The sequence below is a fragment of the Drouetiella sp. genome (assembly GCF_059504425.1).
This window is the reverse complement of record NZ_JCACIN010000025.1, coordinates 136,391-157,744: the sequence shown is the minus strand read 5'-3', so window position 1 is coordinate 157,744 and position 21,354 is coordinate 136,391. Positions and strand designations below refer to the sequence as shown.

General features: G+C 50.9%; 15 protein-coding genes. 8 read left to right on the top strand and 7 right to left on the bottom strand.

Annotated elements, in window-relative coordinates; all coding sequences use genetic code 11:
- Positions 1-25 precede the first annotated feature (25 nt).
- From AC5JMP_RS06280 to AC5JMP_RS06270, 3 genes are all read right to left on the bottom strand, one after another.
- Positions 26-826, bottom strand: coding sequence for an ABC transporter permease (locus AC5JMP_RS06280; protein WP_495850582.1), 801 nt, complete (start codon positions 824-826; stop codon positions 26-28).
- On the bottom strand, positions 826-1,842 hold the full coding sequence (locus AC5JMP_RS06275; RefSeq protein WP_495850581.1) for an ABC transporter ATP-binding protein: 1,017 nt from the start codon (positions 1,840-1,842) through the stop codon (positions 826-828). The genes AC5JMP_RS06280 and AC5JMP_RS06275 overlap by 1 nt, the downstream gene beginning before the upstream one ends.
- Positions 1,843-2,248: 406 nt before the next feature.
- Complete coding sequence (locus AC5JMP_RS06270; RefSeq protein WP_495850580.1) at positions 2,249-2,476, bottom strand: hypothetical protein; 228 nt, start codon at positions 2,474-2,476, stop codon at positions 2,249-2,251.
- A 184-nt stretch (positions 2,477-2,660) separates the two neighbouring features.
- Between AC5JMP_RS06270 and AC5JMP_RS06265 the strand changes: the two genes are divergently transcribed.
- From AC5JMP_RS06265 to AC5JMP_RS06250, 4 genes are all read left to right on the top strand, one after another.
- Entirely contained in the window at positions 2,661-5,147 is a 2,487-nt protein-coding gene (locus AC5JMP_RS06265; protein ID WP_495850579.1) for a dynamin family protein, read from the top strand.
- Between the two features lie 155 nt (positions 5,148-5,302).
- Positions 5,303-5,671: a KGK domain-containing protein gene (locus AC5JMP_RS06260; RefSeq protein WP_495850578.1), complete on the top strand. Its 369-nt coding sequence runs from the start codon at positions 5,303-5,305 to the stop codon at positions 5,669-5,671.
- A 36-nt stretch (positions 5,672-5,707) separates the two neighbouring features.
- On the top strand, positions 5,708-5,953 hold the full coding sequence (locus AC5JMP_RS06255) for an HNH endonuclease (RefSeq protein ID WP_495850577.1): 246 nt from the start codon (positions 5,708-5,710) through the stop codon (positions 5,951-5,953).
- A gap of 104 nt (positions 5,954-6,057) precedes the next feature.
- A complete protein-coding gene (locus AC5JMP_RS06250) occupies positions 6,058-6,258 on the top strand; it encodes a hypothetical protein (RefSeq protein ID WP_495850576.1) in 201 nt (66 codons plus the stop codon).
- Positions 6,259-6,586: 328 nt separating this feature from the next.
- On the opposite strand, the gene AC5JMP_RS06245 is transcribed toward AC5JMP_RS06250, so the two are convergent.
- The 3 genes from AC5JMP_RS06245 to AC5JMP_RS06235 form a co-directional block, all read right to left on the bottom strand.
- Positions 6,587-7,750 (bottom strand): LbetaH domain-containing protein, encoded by a 1,164-nt coding sequence (locus AC5JMP_RS06245; RefSeq protein ID WP_495850575.1) that lies wholly within the window; start codon positions 7,748-7,750, stop codon positions 6,587-6,589.
- A gap of 491 nt (positions 7,751-8,241) precedes the next feature.
- Positions 8,242-9,513: an S-layer homology domain-containing protein gene (locus tag AC5JMP_RS06240; protein WP_495850574.1), complete on the bottom strand. Its 1,272-nt coding sequence runs from the start codon at positions 9,511-9,513 to the stop codon at positions 8,242-8,244.
- Positions 9,514-9,837: 324 nt separating this feature from the next.
- Positions 9,838-10,209, bottom strand: coding sequence for a c-type cytochrome (locus tag AC5JMP_RS06235; protein ID WP_495850757.1), 372 nt, complete (start codon positions 10,207-10,209; stop codon positions 9,838-9,840).
- A 322-nt stretch (positions 10,210-10,531) separates the two neighbouring features.
- Here AC5JMP_RS06235 and petG point away from each other — a divergent pair, with 322 nt between their 5' ends.
- On the top strand, positions 10,532-10,645 hold the full coding sequence (petG, locus tag AC5JMP_RS06230; RefSeq protein ID WP_495850573.1) for a cytochrome b6-f complex subunit V: 114 nt from the start codon (positions 10,532-10,534) through the stop codon (positions 10,643-10,645).
- 135 nt (positions 10,646-10,780) lie between these two features.
- Here petG and AC5JMP_RS06225 read toward each other — a convergent pair whose 3' ends face one another.
- Positions 10,781-11,407 (bottom strand): L-threonylcarbamoyladenylate synthase, encoded by a 627-nt coding sequence (locus AC5JMP_RS06225; RefSeq protein WP_495850572.1) that lies wholly within the window; start codon positions 11,405-11,407, stop codon positions 10,781-10,783.
- 229 nt (positions 11,408-11,636) lie between these two features.
- Between AC5JMP_RS06225 and AC5JMP_RS06220 the strand changes: the two genes are divergently transcribed.
- The 3 genes from AC5JMP_RS06220 to AC5JMP_RS06210 all read left to right on the top strand — a co-directional run bounded on the left by AC5JMP_RS06220 (position 11,637) and on the right by AC5JMP_RS06210 (position 21,282).
- Positions 11,637-16,238, top strand: coding sequence for a hybrid sensor histidine kinase/response regulator (locus tag AC5JMP_RS06220; protein ID WP_495850571.1), 4,602 nt, complete (start codon positions 11,637-11,639; stop codon positions 16,236-16,238).
- Between the two features lie 249 nt (positions 16,239-16,487).
- On the top strand, positions 16,488-17,552 hold the full coding sequence (locus AC5JMP_RS06215; protein WP_495850570.1) for a hybrid sensor histidine kinase/response regulator: 1,065 nt from the start codon (positions 16,488-16,490) through the stop codon (positions 17,550-17,552).
- Between the two features lie 256 nt (positions 17,553-17,808).
- The gene (locus AC5JMP_RS06210; RefSeq protein WP_495850569.1) at positions 17,809-21,282 is read left to right on the top strand and encodes an MHYT domain-containing protein; all 3,474 of its coding nucleotides are present in this window, start codon (positions 17,809-17,811) and stop codon (positions 21,280-21,282) included.
- The last annotated feature ends 72 nt before the right edge of the window (positions 21,283-21,354 follow it).

Below are 21,354 nucleotides of genomic sequence, written 5' to 3'. Positions count from 1 at the left end.
AGGACAGACGCTTTCGCTAAACGGCTTACGATCGCTGGAATCTAAAGGCTTCGATGGATTGAGCCGTCAAAAACAGCCCCAAAACCACGTAGCTGAGAAACAAAACAATGCTGCTGGTGTCGAAAATACCTTGGGTGAAGTTTGTAAAATTCTTGAGCAGCGCCAGATGGCTGAGAGCAGCGCCAATGGAGCCACCCACCCCCTGAGCGATATAATCAACCACCCAAAGGAAAAAGTTGAGAGCATAGGTCAGCATTGCCGCTAGCCCTGTACTGCTGGTAATGGAGGATAAGAACATTCCTAGCGACAGGATTGCGCCCGCCATCAGCACCAGACCGCCATGCCCTAACAGCATCGTGGTCGGCTGAATTGGCGGATTCGAGGCTCCCAGGACAATCGCCTCATAGATCAGCAAGGGCAAGATCATGGCGATAAAAAACGTCAGCACCCCCAGCAGTTTGCCTACTGCCACCGCCCAATTGGTGATCGGCGAAGTCGCCAACAGTTCCAGGGTGCCGCGCTTGCGCTCCTCGGTGTAAAGACCCATCGACAGCATGGGCAGCACAAAGAGAGCGATGTTGCCCACGGCTCCCAGGAACACGTTCAAAAATTCGTATGCCACATCTACAGGAGGGGTGGTAATGCCCATCTGATCGCGTGCCGCCACCTGAGAGATGAGGCTACTAGGACTCAGCAAGATGAAGAACAGGCAGAGTCCGCTGAGCAGCCAGAAAGTCCCGGCAATCACGTAGGAGGCTGGAGAAGAAAAGTAGCTTTGCAGTTCGCGGCGATAGATGGCGATGATGTTGGCGGCAATGATGCCCATTAGTCTTCTCCTCCAGAAAGCTCAGATGACGGTGGCTCGGCTTCAGGCTCCACTTCCAGCGGTTTTTCTTCGGTTGTTAGATCCAGAAACACATCTTCCAGGCTGACTCGCGATCGCTTCATTTCATACAGACCCAAACCGCCCCTGACTACCGTAGCGGCAATCTGTCGTCCCAGATCGTCACTGCTAGATGAGAGGGCGATCGATAGCTTCCGCCGATTCTCAGGCAATCCGTCAGACAAGTCAGCGCCAGAAACCTGAACGGATTGAATGCCCGCTAAGTTTCGCAGGTGCTGCGCCAGCGCCTCGGCATTGCCTTCTACCTCTAGCTCGTAGCCCAAGCCGCTGTTGAGCTGCGCCATCAGCTGATCGGGGGTATTGGTGGCAACGACCTGACCGCGATTGATGATGGCGACGCGGCTACAGGTCATGCTGACCTCCGGCAGAATATGGGTCGAGAGAATAATGGTGTGTTCGCCCGCCAAGCTCTTGATTAAGTTGCGCACATCAATAATCTGGCGTGGGTCTAGCCCCACCGTCGGTTCATCCAAAATGATCGCCGGAGGGTCGTGGACAATTGCCTGAGCAATGCCAACCCGTTGCCGAAAGCCCTTAGACAGCTTACGAATCAAGACTTTTCGCTTGTCTAGCAGGTTGCAGCGCTTTAGCGCCAGGGTGACTCGGAGGGGGCGATCGCCTGCCGACACGCCTTTAATTCGCGCCACGAAGTGAAGAAAATCTTCGACTGTCATTTCGGGGTAGAGCGGCGGCGTTTCGGGCAGGTAGCCAATTCTTTTTCGGACAGCCAGCGAATCCTCATGCACGTCAAATCCAGCAATTTTGGCGGTGCCGCTGGTGGCGGGTAGATATCCTGTCAGAATTCGCATGGTGGTTGTCTTTCCGGCACCGTTGGGACCCAGGAATCCCAGGATTTCTCCTTTCTCGACCTCAAAGGTGACATCCTGAATGGCAGATGTAGAGCCGTAGGTTTTGCTGAGGTGTTCGACTTGAATCATGGGGCACTAGGGGAGGCAACGTGAGGTTCAAAGACGTAAATCGGCGGGTGATTGTTCGGAAGAATTGGGATGCAGAGGGAAGGCAATCGCTATGGTAAGTTGTCAGGAGCAAAATTGTAACCAAAACTATAAAAATTTGTGTGACGATGCTGTGGCTTGAGATGTCTACGGCTTGATCCTAGGCTCTGTAAGCTTGGGCTTCATATTTATGTACTCACATCTCTGTACTCACATCTGCGTCAAAGGTTCGCTCCACTTGATTCGCTCCACTTGAGTAGATTGAGTTAGAACAAGCTATTTTTTGAGAGCTGCGCGGAGCGTAGCCCTCAAAAAATAACCCATTGGACTTAAGCGCATAGCGACATAAATCAGCCCTGAGTCGCGCAAGGCATAAGTTTTGTTAGCGCTAAAGAGACTCGAAGGTAGCAGTGAAGCCTTCTAGAGTAAGGCATTCATCTATGAATTCTTCAGCATCGCCTACGTTCTCCAGCTGATATTCCATGATGCGACGCTCGTCGCCTTTCATTTTTTTGGAGGCAATTGGGGTGCCGGGATATTTTGCGGCGATCGCCTTAAAGGCTTCGGCATGGTGACGCCAGCTTTCGGCAGAACATTGAATAATTACCCGCCACATAGATCGCATCTCCCCAGTGTTTAGTGCAAGCCTAGAACATTATCTATGGTGAGTGCGTTTCATCTCCCAAAATAGGGATTCCTAAGCTAGGTTAGGTTTGCTCTGCTCGCGCCTCAGAGCGTGTCTTTAGCGGCGAGCCATTGCCCTCTAAGATTCCCCTTTGCTGAATTAACTCGCTTTACCTATGTCACAAGCCTTTCCACAGTGCCAAAATCTTCAAGAGCAGGTGAATAGCCTTCTAGAACTTCAGCAGCAAGAGCCTTTGTTGCGATCGCAGGACACGACCGCCATTCAAAATTCCTTGCGGAAAGCGATCGCGCCGACCTTCGAGATTGTCTTTGCCGGGGCTTTTAGCGCCGGAAAGTCGATGCTGATTAACGCCTTGCTGGAGCGAGAATTACTCTACAGCGCCGAGGGGCACGCTACTGGAACTGAGTGCCAGATTGCTTACGCAGAGCTAGATCAAGAGCGAGTGGTGTTGACCTTCCTCAGCGAAGCCGAAATTCGGCAACAGGCAACTCTGCTCTGCGAACGGCTGGGGCTGACGGTACGAGATAACATTAATCGCCAAGAAGTAATTGATTTAGTGGCTCAGGCTTGTCAGGTGATTATTGAGCAGGAAGGAGGCGAGAGTAAGTCCGATCGCGCCAAACAAGCTAGCGCCTTAAGATTTCTGCTGGAGGGCTTTGTTGCCAATCGCGAACATATTCACACCGTCAACAACAACACTTTCTCCATGGAGCGGTTCAACTTCCGCAACCTTCAGGAAGCTGCCAGCTATGCCCGCCGGGGAGCCAATAGCGCCGTGCTGAAGCGGGTGGAATACTACTGCCATCATGAGCTGCTCCGAGACGGCAATGTCTTGGTGGATACGCCGGGAATTGATGCGCCCGTCAAAAAAGATGCTGAGCTAACCTACGCCAAGATCGAGAATCCAGACACCTCTGCTGTTGTCTGCGTCCTTAAGCCCGCAGCAGCAGGCGACATGACTACCGAGGAAACTGAGCTGCTGGAGAAAACCAAATCCAATCCCGGCATCCGCGATCGCGTCTTCTATGTCTTCAATCGCATTGACGAAACTTGGTACAACACTCAGCTTCGCCAGCGGCTAGAGCGTTTGCTGCAAGAGCAGTTTCGGGATTCCAGCCGAGTTTACAAAACTAGCGGTCTGCTGGGATTTTTTGGCAGTCAGCTCAAGGTTGCCGGACGGGGCGATCGCTTTGGGCTAGACACGCTCTTTGCTGCAAGTCAGGTCGAGAGACAAACCGAAGGACAGGAAGAAACGCCGCAGTTCGTCAGCGAGTTTAACCGCTACTGCGCTAGTTCGGGTAAGCTACCTGCCGATCGCTTCCGCATTGATGTCAAAAGCTACGAGTCGCCGAATGAAAACTATGTGCGCATTCTCAGCGAAACGGGTTCACCGCTGATTGAGCAACTGATTAAAGACAGCGGCATTGAGGAATTTCGCACGGCAATCACCCGCTACCTGACCACAGAGAAGCGCCCGCTGCTGCTGTCCAATCTTGCCGATGATTTGCAGCCTTTGAGCATTAGCCTGAAAAAGTCCTACGTGGAGGCATGGCAGCATTTGGGCAGTCAGCCCCAAGACATTAACGCAATCAAAGAGCAGGAATTGCGCCAGCTCAGTAAGGAGCTAAAGCAGGTGGGCGATCGCTTTCGGCAGGATATTGAGCAAACCGTCAACGAAGCGGTCGCCAGCGACGGCAACCTAGCTTTGGAAAACAGCTTTTCGAGGCTGAAAACCCGTATGGTTCTCCGGTTGGATGAGTTGCTCAACACTTTTTCGGTGGGTGAGGTTCACAAACGCGCCCAGGCAAGCCACAAGCGCCATTCGGTTGTTCCCCTGCTGGGCATTTTGGCGGAAGCCTTTTACTATCTGGCAGACGGACTAGAGGAAGTGCTGGTGGATGCCTCACAGGAAGTCATTGCCACCTTTTTTCAGGCGTTGAACGATCGCGTCCATCAGCAAGACTACTACCGCAACCTCTATCGCCTGTTGGGCAACGATGGTGGCATTGAGGCTAGCCTAATTCGCCTCCAGCAAAAAGTCTCTGACGCGCTGGTGAATGAAGCCCGGACAGAGTGCGATCGCTATGTGCGCGAACGTCCTGAGTTCTACACTGAGGGCACTTCCTCAATGTGGCAGCTCCGCCAGACCTTGCAGCAAGCCTGTCGCGGCTATGATTACCAGAACATGGTGGAAGCCGAACCCGCCATTCGTCAGCTTTTGAAGCTGGACTTTGAGCAAAAGGTGAAGGAAACGGTGCTGCGGACGTTCCGGCAAACCATCAACCAAACGCTCAACGTGCACCTGCTGCAAAATGCCGCCGATCAAGCCGACGTGATTCTGCAACAGTATGATCAGGCGCGAGCCTATTTGGCGCAAGTTCTGGACAAAGAAGCCGAAGAGAAAATCCGCAGCAACCAGCGTAACCAGGCTGAAATTGAACAAAAGATTGCCATCTACAATCAAGCGATCGCCGGGATTAATGCCTGTCTAGAAATGATGCAGCTCGATCGCAAAAAGCTACCCGAAATTAGCAAGAATGATTTGGCGATCGTGCCCGTTGAAGTCAGCCCAGTTGCTGAGTCAGAAGAAGAAGCGATCGAGGCTGAAGTAATTGAGGCGATCGAGTTTGTCGAAGTTTAGATAGCAAGGATTGTAGATTTACTAGCGTGAAATTCTGCGTAGAATGCCGTTAGCGCAGCGTAACGCATCACTTGTAAGCTTTGATGCGTTACAGCTAACGCCTAACATATCCTACAAAATTCTATCAATGATATGAATAGGTTAAGGAATTAAAGATGCGAGATGCTTTAGAAGCTTTGAACGAACTGAATGATAAAGATGTTATTGCTTTCGGGAATGACATCCTTAAAGTTGATAGCTTTAGATCAGCTGTTCAGGATGCGATCAGTTTTGGAGTGCTCGATGGCTTAAATAAACACTTAACTAAGTGGAAAGTTCCTGCACTGCATCAATGGTTTACTGAAGGTACTAATTGTGAAGTTTTAAGCCTCGGCTCAGGAGATTGGAAGAAAGGGAAAATCAAATTCACTGTCTTAGTAGAGTTTTTGCCTGATGAACCAGAGATTCCCTACTTACCCGTAAGCAATGCTCAAGTAGAATCGCCGCTTGACGACATTCGGCAAATGTTGAATGAGGCAAGTTGACCGATCGCTTCCTATCGGTAAATCCATCACAACACTATGGCAAAATTACGACGCATTCGGATTCCACCTGAAGTACGAAAATATGTTTTAGAGCGAGACAGCTTTCAATGCAAAGGCTGTGGCTGCACGGCGACAGAGGGCGAACTGACGATCGATCATATTATTCCGCTTGCTAAAGGCGGAGCTGACGACATCAGCAATTTTCAAACCCTCTGCCGTTCCTGCAACTCCCGCAAAAAGCATCACCTTGATCCCCGCTTTCGTCGGCATTTTGACCTGTAGCTTTAAAAATGCCTGATATCGGGAAGTGAGGCTTAGCGGGAAGCGATCGCACCAAAATTACGCGATGATAGGCTGTAATCCCTCAGCTTCTCCCAGGATTTCCGATGTCTGGTTCTTCAATCCCCGCTGCCGATCGCCTCGCCCGATTTCAAGAAGCCTACCGCTTTGTCCGTGAAAATCTTCAAAAAGTTCAGTCTGCAATGCAAGAGTTGCAGGAGAGAAAAGCACCCTTTGGGCAAAAAGTGCGATCGTTCTTGTCACAAATAAGAGACTTCGAGCAAAAAGCGCGATCGTTCCTGTTCTGACCCTGGAAGATGGTGTTCTGAGGTCGGAACGTGAGGGTTGAAGGGCGATCGTTCCTGTTCTGACCCTGGAAGATGGTGTTCTGAGGTCGGAACGTGAGGGTTAAAGTGCGATCGTTCTTGTTCTAAGAACCTATCCAAAAGCCCAAATTGCTCATACAGCAATACAGCGCTACGCGCTTAGATCCAATGAATGATTTTTGAGAGCCGCGCTCCGCGCGGCTCTCAAAAATCATCTGCCCTGTTTGGGTCTTAAATTGGTGTGACGAATGAAGTCAATAAAGTCGCTGCATTGGGGTTGACTCTGCGGCTGCGCAGACTTGGCGATCGCTTACTGCACAACCTCAAGTTTATCTGCCAGTTCTTGAGTAATGATGTGGGCATTGGGCGGAACTTGAGTCCCGTCGCGCAGAGTGACTCCAACCACGATCGCCCTAGTACCAATGGAGACATTATTGCCCACCGTAGATCTGAAGAGGATAGCATCATCCCCAATATTCAAGTCGTCACCCACTTTCAGCGGACCGTGAAACACAATATTGTCAGCGGTTCTCAGATCTTCGCCAATCCGAATGTCGCTTCCTTTCAGCGCATGAAAAGTAACCCGATCTTCAATGCGGGCATTCTCACCAATCACGATCGGTGAGCCTTCGTCGGCCCGAATAGAGGTGCGCTGACCCACTCGGCTATCTTTTCCTAGCTGCACATCTCCCACAATGCGGACAAACTCTCCTAGCTGGACATTTTCTCCCAAGCTAGGACTCACCGAAGTGACATTCCAGGAAGTCACGGGCGAACGGCTAACCCCTGTCACGGCTTCATAGCCAGCGCTATCGTACAGCTTGCCATAGCTCTCAGCAAATTCTTCGTTAACTTCCAAGACCTCATCTTGAAACTCAGCATTGTCATGTGTTTTGGAAGGCAGAGCATCAGCTTCGGCTTGAGTCGTGATGACGGCTCCAATGGGCACCAGCTTATCTTTGCCAATCGTGACGTTTTCCACCTGGGCACCGTGCAAAACAAACGCTCCATCCTCTAGCACCACATTATTGAGGTGAGCATTGAAACCAACAAAGGTAAAGTTGCCAATGCGCGAGTTTTTGACCACAGCTTGGTGGGCAATGCTAACTCTATTGCCAGTGCTGCTAGAAACCGAGCCGCAGGGAGCCGCAGGAGCAGCCGTTTCCTGTGACGCTAAAAACAAAATGTTGTCTTGCAAATTTGTCTCGTTGCCAATGCAAATCTGAGTTCCCGGATCGGCTCGAACTACTGTATTTCCAGCAATAAAGCTTTGTGAACCGATTCCTACGTCGCCAAACAGCTCAACCAGCGGGCTGATAAAGCTAGAGTTCGCGACGATCTGAGGGAGATTTGAGATCTTGACCATGCTAGCGTTCTCGTTGGCGATCGCTCCACTGCCCAAAATTAGTAAACTCACCGATGTCGCCAGCGCCAGAAATGCTCTAGCTCCCTGTCTAATACCTAACCTCAGCATCAAAGTACTCCTCACAGAATAAATACAGGATGAATGACATCTTTCAGTCGCCCGTATATTGTATTTACTCTGATCCCAGGAAAATTAAAATTAGAATTAAATTAGATTAAGCCGATCAGCTTAACTCAGGTCGGTTTAGCTGATCGGCTCAACTTTTATGCAGGGCTTACGTAGACTGAACTCCAGATCTCCCACCCTAAATGTCCCTGTCCTAAGAGAATGATTGAAAAGTCCAACTATGGATAGCGAAACGTTTCAGATCCCCCTCAATCCCCGCGCTATCGCGCCGCTGCGCTAGAAAAAAGGGGGACTTTGAATTCATTTCTCCCTTTTTAAGGGGGGCAGAGGGATCAACAGGTGCTTAAAATCACAGCCGACCACTTTTCAAACGTCCTCTGAGCAAACTGGCGGCAGCTATAAATCTAACCAGAACTCATTTTTGTAGGGGAGCGATCGCTCCCCCGATTTCCTCACACCTTACTCCTGACGCTCTAGCGAATCACCAGCGGTGAATCTAAAGTTACATCCAGATCAGTATTCGGGCTAATGGAAATTAGCGTAATTTCGTTGCGACCCAGATACAAGCCGCCCAGCGCCCCGGCACCCGCTCCGCCCAGAACTTCTTCAGGAGTAATGGTGCGATCGCCGGTCACAGCCGACACCCCGGCAGCAGCTCCTGCACCCAGGACGCTACCTGCTAAGACTTCCAGCAAATTCGCGCTCTTGCGCACTTGCTCGGTAGTGCGAACAATCGACGAAGTGGCGCTCAATGCCACCCGCGTGCGATCGGGTAGCACAATCTCCTGGGCATAGAACTGCGCCCCGCCATCCACCACACGCAGTTCGCCAGAGACTCGACTGTTGGCAGGAATTAGCACTCTGCCGTTAGACGACACCACATCTCGCGCCGTCGTCAGCGTCACTGGAACGGGATCAGGTTCGTCGAGAGACACCAGAATTTTTTCTGCGGATTCATAGCGCATGGGAATTGTGGTTCCTGCCGGAATTTGAACGGCTGCCTGACCGCTGCCGCCATTGCCACCATTGGCAGGGTTGCCCACCGTGCTTTGGCTCACCACATAAGGCGAAGCAATAGCGCTAACTCTTCCAGCGCTAACTAACGCCTGATAGATGACGGCAGCAACTTCAGCACGGGTGGCATCCCGGTTGGGGTTGAGGGTCTGCACGTTGGGATAGTTGACCACGATCTGTTTTTCGGTGGCAGCAGCAATGCTGGGGCGTGCCCAGTCTTGAATGGCATTGCCATCGCTATAGACTTGCAGTGTATTGTTGACAGAGCCATTAGCGGCGTAGCCCATGCCATTTGCCAGAGAAACTAAGACTTGCGATCGCGAAATATTGGCATCCGGCAAAAAGTTGCCCTCTGGGAACCCAGACATAAAGCCCGTGGTGTATGCCTCGCGCACTGCGCCGATCGCCCAGTAGGTTTCTGGCACATCTGTGAAGCTAACCGCCGGACGAATCGGAGATTTACGGAACGCCTGACGCACCATTGCGGCAAACTGGGCGCGAGTCACAGGCTGATTGGGGCGGAAGCTGCCATCTGGAAAACCGCTGAGAACGCCGCGATTGGCGAGTTCTTGAATAAATCCTTTTGCCCAGTAGTCAGACGAGACATCGGAGAAGGTGACAGCCTGAGCCTGAACCGGAGCTTGAATGATGAGCGGAGCTGCTGCGCCTGCCGTGAACATTAGCGCGGTTAGCAAAGCAGCACCTGACTGCCAGGAGCGAACATGAGTCATGGGAAAATCCTCTTTTAAGAAATGCGGCGATCGAGGATGCACAGCTGAAACTACACCCTCTGCACAAAACCGTTGATTTTCACCGACTTCTCCAGGGTCTAGTTTGTTAAAACCAGAAGTCAGAAGCGGTAGAAGCATCAATCAGTTTCGGACTATATCCCAATAGACCGTCAGAAAAAGCCTCAAGTTCCCCAAGCCCGCAACTTTACAGCGCTTTGCGCTTAGTTGAGTGTGGGTTATTTTTAGAAGCCGCGCGGAGTGCGGCTTCTAAAAAATAACTATGGTTTACGCAATTGAACATTGCTGTAAGCCCACAAGACTCTATTACAGTCCTTCCAAATACTCCAGCAGGTCTGCCATTGCCTGAGTACCTGGCTGAAATTGGGGCATTGGAGGCGTTTCGCCGCTGATGACCTGATGGATAATTCGAGTGCGCGACTTGCGAGAAGACACATGGTGCAAATCTGGCCCCACCAAACCATCGGCGCTGACACCATGACACCCAGCGCAGTTGAGCTGAAAAATAATTTGTCCCTGCAATGAATCGCCCTTCAGCGACAGGACGCTTTGAGTATAGGGATCGACGCGCCAAAACTGATGCGTGACTGCCCAAGTTAGGGCGATCGCCAACGCGACTGCCATCACCGTTAGGGCAGCCCTTTGGAAAACACCAGTTTCTGAAACCTGATTGTTCAAGAGCGCTTTAGTCAAAGTAGGAGGGGATTAGAGATACAAGACAGACCAAGAATTTAACTTACTTAACGTTGTAACCCATCATATTTTAATCTTTCTAAGAGGTGTAGCAGCATTTCTGCGCGCTCGCCTCCAGAATTTCTCGTATCATCGATCGCCAAAGCTCTTGTCTACTCATTATTCTAGAGAACTTCTTCCAATTTTTCTAGAGATCAGACACGAAGTAGAAGGCGATCGAGAATTATGATAAAAGAATAAAAACCGTTAAGCAACGGGTAGGTCGGTAAATTTGATAAGATCTTAGGGACAAATAAGGAGATGCACTGTGGTTGAGCCTTTACTTGTAGGGATTGTGTTGGGTCTAGTGCCTATTACCCTAGCGGGTCTGTTTGTAGCTGCCTACTTCCAGTACAAACGCGGAAATCAGCTGAATTCCTAAGATTTAATTTTTAGAATCTAACTTTGAAATACAGTTTCATTTAGATCTCAGTAGAAAAGTCTCGTTCAGGCGGGGCTTTTCTGCTGAGCAGCCCTTCAAAAAATTAGCGCTGGCGCTCCTTAGCCCATCCTCCTGTCAAGCTTCAAATTTGACCTGACCTTGCCTTAATACCGTCCAGCCCTCGCCCGTCCACTTCACAACGGTTGAGGGTTGTCCCTGAGAAAAACTCGACGACTTATTGAGAAAAGTCTGATTGGAATCTCCATCGGGGATATCTTGGGGCAGTAGAGTCAAAACTTCAGGGAACTGGGCATTAATTTCTGCTACGGTTTGCAGCGGTGGTTCTCCCGATCGATTGACGCTCGTTGTCGCTAGTGGCTGAGTTTGAGCCAAAATGTGGCAAGCGATCGCACAGCAGGGAACTCTGAGTCCTAGGGTGGTCGGATCGGTGGGGTTCATTTCGGGCGGCAAACGATCGCTAGCGGGTAACACCAGCGTTAGCGCTCCAGGCCAGTAGCGATCGGCGATTTGCTGCCAAATTGCTCGGTCTGCCCTGCTGCCCTGCACATATTGCCAAAGGTCGGTCGCTTCTGCGCCCATCAAAATCAGGGGCTTTGTCAAGCTCCGCTGTTTTGCCGCAAAAATCAGGCTAGCGCGGTCGGGGCGCACTGCCAAGGCAGGTAGAGTATCTGTGGGAAAGCTAATGAGACGATCGCCCGATTGAGCTGCCGCAATTAAATCAATGAGAGGCACTGAAGGCATGGAATCACGAAAAGCAAAGCTGCTCTATATTGAGTTTAAGTTGCTATGGACTTGTTAACTGTTCGCTTTATAGAAGACTGCACTCATAGGTGTTAGGACAGAGACATTTTGGGTGGCACACTTTAATGCGTCATTCAATCATGCGTCATTGAATCATGCGCCATTGAATCATAAGCAAAGTATGGATACGGCTATGACTGCTCAAAACAGCTTAAAACCATAGATTAAAATGGCTGACCCTGCGACCGACTCTGCGACCGACTCTGCGACTGACGACCCTGCGACTATGCACGATACTGCTGAACCTTCTGGGCTGCATCCACTTCAGACGATCCTCAGCCCAGCTTTCAATCAAGCTGCTTTCAATCAAATGAAATTGGCTTTGGCACATATTCAGGATGCGATCGCCTGGGTCAATCCTCAGGGGCAGATTGAGTGGTGCAATCCTGCATTCGATCGCCTACCTCAGCTGGCGATCGATCGGATTCTGAGCGCTGCCCAATCCTCTGCGTTGGGCGTTAATTCTAAAGCATTCTCTGAATGTCATGAAATTCACCAGGAAATTCGTTTGACCGATTGCTGCTTCTGGCTCAAGATGATTCACGCAGATGGCACAATGCTCGTGATTCGATCGCAGAAGGCAAGCCATGACGACTGTTCTCCGCCTACCCATTTGCCCCCCGAACTACTGCTGCCCAACCCGCCTGAAGAGCTTTTGCAGCCGGAGGCGCGACTTCAGCTCACGCTGGACTACACCAACGTGGGGAGCTGGATTTGGGACATTACCAGCGGCAGAGTGGCATTAGATAAAAATGCTGAGCGGCTGCTAGGACTCGTTTCTGGCACCTATCAACCTGTCTATAAAGCATGGCGCGACTGCGTTTACCCGGAGGATATCGAGGGGGTTGAGCAGTCAATGACCCGCTCTTTAGCAACCGCTTCTGATATTAATGTGGAGTATCGAGCAGTATATTCTGATGGCAGTTTGCACTGGCTCGGTAGCAGAGGTCGCGGGGTGCGCAATCAGGCAGGCGAATGGGTACAGGTCATGGGGCTAATCATTGACATTACCGATCGCAAGCAAATAGAACTTGCTCTCGCCGCCAGCCAAGCCCAACTTCAGCAGCAGCAAGAATTTTTGCGTCAGGTGATTGATACTAATCCCAACCTGCTCTTTGTTAAAGATGCAAAGGGAAAGTATGTGTTGGCAAACCAGGCTATTGCCGACTTCCATAACCTGCCGATAGAAGAACTCTTGGCCAAAGCGCTAGAAGATTTCTGCTCCGACCCCGAAAGAGCTGCGCTATTTCGCCAGCAAAATCAGTGGGTGATTGACCATCAGCAGGGTATGTTCATCGCTGAAGAGCAGGTGGATAGCGGCCAGCATCAAGGCATTGAGTGGCTGCAATGGCAGAAACAGCCCATCTGGTTGCCCGATCGCCAAGAGTACGGAGTCTTGGGTATTGGGGTAAATATCAGCGATCGCAAACGCACAGAAGCGGCTCTCAAAACTATTTTGCAGGGAACAGCCTTTGTCACCGGAGAAGACTTTTTCTTGATGCTGGTACAGAGTTTGGTATCGGCATTAGGGGTCTACCATGTGGGCATTGCCGAGCTGAAAGATGCACAAACCCTGGATATGTTGGCTTGGTGGTCAGATGACCAATTTCAGCCCAAAGTCAGCTACAGCTTGCCAAAGGTTCCTCCCTGCGTTCAGTCAATAGATCAGGGCATCTATGTCTGCTCCAGGCAGGTTCGGGCAGTTTTCCCAAATGTCGAAATTTTAGAACGAGCAGAAGCCGAGAGCTATCTGGGCGTAGCTATGTACAATACTGCTGGCATTCCGATCGGCGTTTTGTGCATTTTAGACACTAAGCCCATTGCCGATATTGCCCGTACCGAGGCGCTGATGAGAATTTTTGCAGCCCGTGCCGCGACCGAGCTAGAGCGCCAGCGATCGACTACAGTTCTCGACCAAATCAATCAGGAACTTAAAACCAGAGTCGCTCAACGCACTCAGGAGCTTGCCCAGTTTCAAACAGAGCTGCAAAAGCAAGCCCGACTCCTGCAAGCCGTCCTGGATAACGTGGGTGACGGCTTAATTGTGGCGGATTTAGAGGGGCGGTTCTTGGTGTTTAACCCGGCAGCTGAAAGAATCTTGGGAATCGGGGCTGAAGCCATCCCGCCCGAAGCATGGGTGGCGCATTATGGCGTTTATATCAGCGATCGGCTCACGCTTTGCCCATTCGATCAGCTGCCATTGATCCGCGCTATCCGAGGCGAAGCGGCAGACAACGTAGAGATTTTTATCCGCAATTCTCAAAAGCCGGAAGGCGTTTGGATCGATACCACCATCCGTCCTTTCTATGACCAGACTGAACAGATTGCGGGCGGTATAGTGGCGTTTCGAGATGTTACTCAAAAAAAGGCGATCGATGAAGCCTTGCGCCAACGTGAGCAAGAATTTCGGACTTTAGTCGAAAACTCGCCTGACCTGATCATTCGGTTCGATCGTCAAAATCGCTACCGTTACGTCAATCCGAGAATGGAGCAAGAAACAGGCATTCTGGCAGCAGAGTTTATCGGCAAAACGCCCAGCGAACTGGGTTTTCCAGAGTTGTTAACCACTTGCTGGACAGAGACAATCGAACGCACCTTGGCAACGTCAGTAGAACAAGCCCTAGAGTACGAGATTGATCTCCTGATTGGCAAACAGGCAGACTTAGCCCGATTCATTCCTGAATTTGACTCAGAAGGCAGGGTGCAATCGGTATTGGTCGTAGTGCGCCATATTACTGACTTGAAGCGGGCAGAAGCCTCCCTTCGTGAAAGCGAAACTCGACTCAGAGCAATTTTTGAAAATGCGCCGCTCGCCATTGGTCTAGTGGATATCCACACCCATCGCCATGTCCATTACAATGCGGCACACAGCACCTTATTTGGCTATGGCGATGATGAGATTGCAGATCTAACGGTTGAAACCATTACGCATCCTGACGACATTGATGCCGATCTGCAACAGGTTCAGCGGCTTGTGACGGGTGAAATTGTCGATTTCAAAATGCAGAAACGCTACATCCGCAAAAATGGCGAGCTGCTGTGGGGCAACCTGACTTGTGCTCTCATCCGCGATGCTAAGGGCGAGCCGATCTACCTGATGGGCATGGTCGAAAATATCAACGATCGCAAGCAGACCGAACACAAGCTGCTGGCTGTCCAAGAACAGCTCTTTATCACCCAAGAGCGGCTGCATCACCTGCTGTCTTCCAGCCCTGGCATTATCTATGCGGCAACGCCCGGTGCGCCAAACCAACCTCAAACTCTGACTTTTATTAGCACCAACGTGATGCAGATCCTTGGCTACGAGTCGCAAGAGTGTCTGGAGAACGATTTTTGGCTCAAGGGCATTCACCCAGACGATCGCAGCGTCTTCACGACGGCTGAGCAAGAAATGCTTCACCAGGGCTATGCCACCTGCGAATATCGGTTTCGCCACAAAAACGGCAGCTATCGCTGGCTCTATGACCAAACCAAGCTAGTGCAGGATGAATGGGGCAATCCGTTAGAGCGAATCGGCTCCTGGATGGATATCAGCGATCGCAAAGCCGCCGAAGCCCAGCTCTATCACACCAACGCACAGCTTGCCCAAACCAATGCCGAACTCGCCCGCGCCACCCGCCTCAAAGATGAATTTTTAGCCAACATGAGCCACGAATTGCGCACCCCCCTCAATTCTATTTTGGGTTTGTCGGAGGTGATGCAGGAAGGAGCTTTTGGGACCCTCACCGACAAACAGCGTCAGTTTCTAATCATTATTCAAAGCAGTGGCAAGCATCTTCTAGCGCTGATCAACGATGTGCTAGATCTGGCAAAAATTGAGGCAGGCATGTTAGACCTGCTGATAGCTGAAACCTCTATCCACAGCTTGTGCGAGGTCAGCCTGACGATGATCCAACAGCAGGCTCACCAAAAAAATATCTCGTTAGTTTGCCTCACTGAAGACTTGGGTACCCTTCAGGTTGACGAGCGTCGAATGCGGCAAGTCTTGCTGAATCTGTTGAGCAATGCCGTAAAATTTACGCCTGAAGGGGGGCGTGTCACCCTAGAGGTTGAGGGAGATCCTACTCAAAACAGTCTAAGTTTCAGCATTACTGATACTGGAATTGGCATTGCTCCTGAAGATATTAGCAAGCTGTTTCAGACATTTGTGCAGCTTGATAGCAGCCTCTCGCGGCACTACGAAGGCACAGGATTAGGTCTTGTCTTGGTTAAACAAATCGTCGAGCTGCACGGTGGACAGATCACGGTATCCAGCGAAGTCGGTCGAGGAAGCTGCTTTCGGGTAACGCTACCCTGGAAAACTCCCCAAAGTCCGTCATCCTGGAGTGGAGCCGTTTGCTTGGAAGATTTGCCAGAACCTCAGCTCATTCTGGTGACTGAGCCTCGCATTCTGCTTGCGGAGGATGATTTGGACGGGGTCGCCACTTTGACAGACTATTTACAGATGCGAGGGTTTCAAATGATCCTCGCCCATGACAGTGCCGAAGCGGTGCAAAAGGCGATCGCTCAGTCGCCGCATCTGGTTCTAATTGATGTGCAAATGTTGGGCGCGGCAGATAGTCAGGCGGCGGAAATAGACGGGCTAGAAGCCATTCGCCAAATTCGATCGCATCTTAAGCAGGTTCCCATCATTGCCTTGACCAGTTTGGCTTTACCAGGAGAGCAAGAAAAGTGTCATTTGGCAGGCGCAAATGATTATTTAGTTAAGCCAGTTCGGTTAAAGCAGCTTGTTGAGCTAATCCAGCGCTACCTTGAGCCAGCGCTATCTTAATTCAGTAATACCTTGAGCCATTGCCAGCAGATTTGAATCCCGCCCCAACACAAGATTAAACAGCTCTGTTTTGCTATCGAAGTGGGCACCCTGAGAGTACAAGCCTGTTGTTCAAAAGTGCCCCTCTCACATAAAAATTCATCCTCCGATTAAGCCATGCCTGAAAGTGCTTGGATGTGAAGGCATAGGATAAAAGAGCATAATTAACGCAAAAACTAAAGCGTAAAAACGTATAGGTAATCAGAGCTTGTGGACAAAAAAAACTCCATTTTAGTCGTAGATGATGAGCCTAGTGGATTTGATGTTATTGAAGGCATCCTGTTTGGCGAAAACTATGAGCTGCACTATGCATCAAGTGGCGCAGCAGCGATTAAACGCATAGAAACTGTCCTACTCGACTTGATTTTGCTCGATGTAATGATGCCTGATATGGATGGCATTGAAGTCTGCCGCTGGATTAAAACTAGCTCAGCTCAGCATATTCCAGTGATTATGGTGACGGCGCTCAGCTCCAAGGTGGTCTTGGCGCGCTGCCTAGAGACGGGCGCAGATGATTTTATTGATAAACCCGTCAACCCGCTAGAGCTAAGGGCAAGGGTGCGATCGATGCTGCGAATCAAAAAACAGCATGACGCGCTGCAAGCCTCGCTTCAGCTCCGGCAAGATATGTCCGACATGGTGATTCACGATCTGCGTAATCCGCTAACCAGCATCATATTGTCCTGTGCCATTCTCAAGCGCACCGAGCTACAGGGAATGCAGCAGCATAAGGTTGAGCAAATTCTTCAGGCAGGGCAACAGCTTCAGTCGATGATTGACAGCCTGTTGCTGATGGCAAAGCTAGAGGCAGACAGGCTAGTGCTAGAGCGATCGTCTGTGGATCTCTGTGAGCTGGCGCAGCAGTCCCTCGCCGATTTTCGAGCGATCGCCCTCGCTAAGCAGATTGATCTCATTAGCGATTTTCCTTCTCATCACCAGTCTGTTTATGTCGATGAGGCTTTGCTCCGGCGCGTCTTGGATAATCTGCTGTCTAATGCCATCAAGTTTTCGTCCTACGGCAGCCAGGTGACGCTGAGAATTAGCTTCTCCTCAACCCAGCGAGTGCGAATAGAAGTAGCCGATCAGGGCAAGGGCATAAAAGCAGAGCTACGCCAGTCTATCTTTGACAAATATGAGGTGGGGGACTGTGTTAATGGAGTTGCCCAAATGGGTCTGGGGCTTGCCTTTTGCAAAATGGCGATCGAAGCTCATGGCGGAAAAATCTTCGTAGAAGAAAATCAGCCGACGGGCGCTATTTTAGTCGTAGAAATTTAACCTTCACGCTTTTTAGCCCAAGCTAGCCCAGCCCAAGCTAGCCCAAGTTATACCAGCCCAAGTTATGCCACTTTAAAATGAGGCGGCAGATGATTTTCGAGAGCCGCGCTCCGCGCGGCTCTCGAAAATCATCTGCCCTGTTTGGGTCTTAAATTGGTATTAGCCCAGCTCAATCTAGCCCAATCTATGCCGCTGTGCGCCTTTTTTGCCTCTTTTAAGCGCCTTACCTTCAAGCCTAGCCGCATTCCAAAATCGCGTGACCCTTACAAACTCCACAACGGCATTCCTCATTGGCGCCTTTAGCACGCTCCCTGACGCTTACAGCTTGAGCCTAGTAGCACTCTCGCTGGCGCTCTCGATTGTTGCATCCTACACAGCATTAGATTTAGCAGCTCGTGGGCATGTTCCCACCGAACGCCGAAGGCGCTGGCTGTGGCTGCTGGGAGGGGCGATCGCTATGGGTACTGGCATCTGGCTAGCGCATTTCATTGCCATGATGGCGTTTGATCTGCCTCAAGGGGTGATCTATAAAACCTGGGAAATTCTGTTGTCGCTCATTCACAGCATTGCGGTTTCTGGAATTGCTTTAGGGCTATTGAGGCAATCCAGCTTGAGGCAGTCTAGCTTGAGACAGTCCAGCTTGAGGCAGCTCCGGTTTGTTAGCAGTTCGGTCTGTCTGGGAGGGGCGATCGCCTGGATGCACTATGCAAGTCTGACAGCCATGCAGATGCCCGTTCGTATCCAGTACAACATTGTGTGGGTTGCCCTCTCGGTCATCACAGCTATAGCGTTCTCCTTCGTGGCGGTGCGTCTTGCTTGTCCTCTCAAAGAGAGCGCTAGAAAGCTAATGCGTCAGAGGCTGAGCAGTGCGCTGATGATGGGATTGGCAACGGGCAGCACGCACCTTCTTGGCATGGCAGCAACACATTTTGTGCCGCCTGAAATGGGGAGTGAGCTAGTCGAAGAAACCGCTAAGGTAAATCAGTCTGCCCTCCTGCCCGACTCTATCCTCCTGCCCAACTCCACAGACAGCACCGCGTTTCTCAACCCTTCTCAGCTGGCCATCACGATCGGCATCGGTACGATCGCGATTCTGATGCTGGCGCTGACTGTGTCGCTATTCGATCGCTACATTGCGGTTCATCTGCTGCGAGAGCAGGTGCTGCAAGAAAGCGAAAAGCGTTTTAGGATGCTGATTCGAGAAATGCAGGTTGGCGTTTTGCTGCTCAATAACCGTGCCGAAATCCTAATTCGCAATCGGGCAGCAATCCGGCTACTCAACTCTTCTGATGAAAAGCAGATGCATCCCGTCTTTGGTGTAGGTTGGCAGCTTTTGCAAGAAAATGGTGCGCCGTTTGCGATCGCGGATCTGCCCGTACAGCAAGCGATCGCCCTGCGTCGCCCTATTCACGATGCTGTGATTGGCATAGAGCCTTATCAGACTCGCCGATACTGGCTCTTGGTCAATGCTGATCCCCAGTTCGCGCTAGACGGTAGCGTTGAGCGTATTGTCTGCACTCTTAGCGATATTACCGACCAAAAGCAGGCAGAGACGGCTCTGCAAAAAACGGTGGAACGGGAGCAGGCGATCGCCCGCGTGATTCAGCAGATGCGCCAAACCCTGGATCTAGACACTATTTTTGCTACTACCACCCAGGAGCTACGCCGCGCCCTCAACTGCGATCGGGTGGTGATTTATCGCTTCCATGCCGATTGGAGCGGCGAATTTGTGGCTGAGTCTGTTGCACCGCTCTGGGTACCTTTGATTCAACAGCACCTCCAGCAGATGCACCTGTCAGAAAATTTGTCGGGAGGCAGGAGCTGTGCCATCAAAAACTTGGGCACCTACGCCACGCTGAGTCAAGATACTTATCTTCAGGAAACCCAAGGCGGCAGCTTTAGCAAAGGTACTCCCTATCTTTGTGTACCTGATATCGACAAGGCTGGATTTCAAGACTGCTACCTGCAACGCTTGAAATCCTTTCAGGCGAGAGCTTACATTGCCGTTCCAATCTTCTGTGGCAACAAGCTGTGGGGGCTACTGGCAAGCTACCAAAACTCTGAACCTCGCCAGTGGGAAGCCGCAGACAATCGCATGATGACTCAGATTGGTACTCAGCTCGGCGTTGCGGTGCAGCAGGCAGAGCTATTTGCCCGTACCCAACAGCAGGCCGAAGAGCTAAAAACGGCGAAAGAAACCGCCGATGCTGCTAATCGCGCCAAGACTGAGTTTTTGGCTAACATGAGTCACGAGTTGCGTACGCCGCTTAACGCCATTTTGGGCTTTGCTCAACTGATGCATCACGATGACTCTCTTAGCCTGGAGCATAGCCAATACTTAGACATCATTAGCCGGAGCGGTGCCCATCTGCTGGGGCTAATTAATGACATCTTAGAAATGTCAAAAATTGAGGCAGGGCGTACTACCCTGCACAAGAGCAGCTTTAATTTCTATCGGCTGCTGGATAGCCTAGAGGAAATGCTGCTGCTACGGGTTAAAGCCAAAGCCCTGGCACTCGTAATCGATCGCGCCTCCAATGTTCCGAAATTCATTAATGCCGATGAAAGTAAGCTCCGTCAGGTTTTGATCAATCTTTTGGGCAATGCCGTCAAGTTTACCCATCAGGGCAGTATTATCCTGCGCGTTAGGCTAGGGCAGCCTAGGCAGCATGAGCCAGGGCAGGAAGAGAGAGAATTCTCGATCGCCCCTTCCCGAACCCTCTTCTTCGAGGTTGAAGACACGGGTTCTGGAATTGCTGCCGATGAGCTAGATAAGCTGTTCAGACCTTTTGAGCAGACAAAGACAGGGCTGCAATCGGCAGAGGGTAGCGGGCTAGGGCTACCCATCAGCCAAAAGTTTGTGCAGATTATGGGCGGCGAGATCAAGGTTAGCAGTCGATTGGGGGAGGGAAGCTTATTTAGCTTTGAGATTCAGGTTGAGTTGGGGCATGAGCCATCTGCGATCGCCTATCAGACGACCGAACCAAAGATCCTAGGCTTAGCCACCCATCAGCCTCTCTATCGAATTTTGGTTGTAGAAGACAGCCTCACCAATTGTTTGCTGCTTGTCAAGTTGCTGAGGACGCTGGGGTTTGAAGTGCAGGAAGCCCACAACGGGCAAGAAGCTGTGGCGATTTGGCAAGAGTGGCAGCCGCATCTGATCTGGATGGATATCCAGATGCCGATTATGAATGGCTATGAGGCGACTCAACGCATTAAGGCTTCTGCCAGAGGGCAAGATACGATCATTATTGCCCTAACGGCAAGTGCTTTTGAAGAACAGCGGCAGGCAGCTTTTGCAGCGGGTTGTGATGATTTTGTGAGCAAGCCCTTCCAAAGAGAGGAGTTGATGCTGAAATTGAGTCAATATCTAGGGGTGGAATTCCTCTATGAATCAGAAACTCAACAGAAGTCTGAAAGTCTAGCATCACTGGGTTTGTCAGGCCGCAATGGGCAGCGCTATTCATCGCTTATGCTCGACCAGCCAGCTGTGAATCCGACCGCCTTGCAAGGGATGTCTTCTGGCTGGGTGAATCAGTTGCGATACGCTGCTTCTCAATGTAGCGATCGCCTCATTTTTGATTTGATCGATCAAATTCCTGAAGAGCACCTTGATCTGGCGATCGTTCTGACTGATCTCACTGAAAGCTTCCGCTTTGACCAAATTGTCGCTCTCACCGAACCCATGCACAGACCTGCTGACAGACCTGCTGACAGACCTGCTGAGTAAAATCGTTGAGTAAAATCGCTGAGTAAAGCGCTCCCTTCCTGGGAATACTGTGCTCTATCAGGTGCTTCTCGT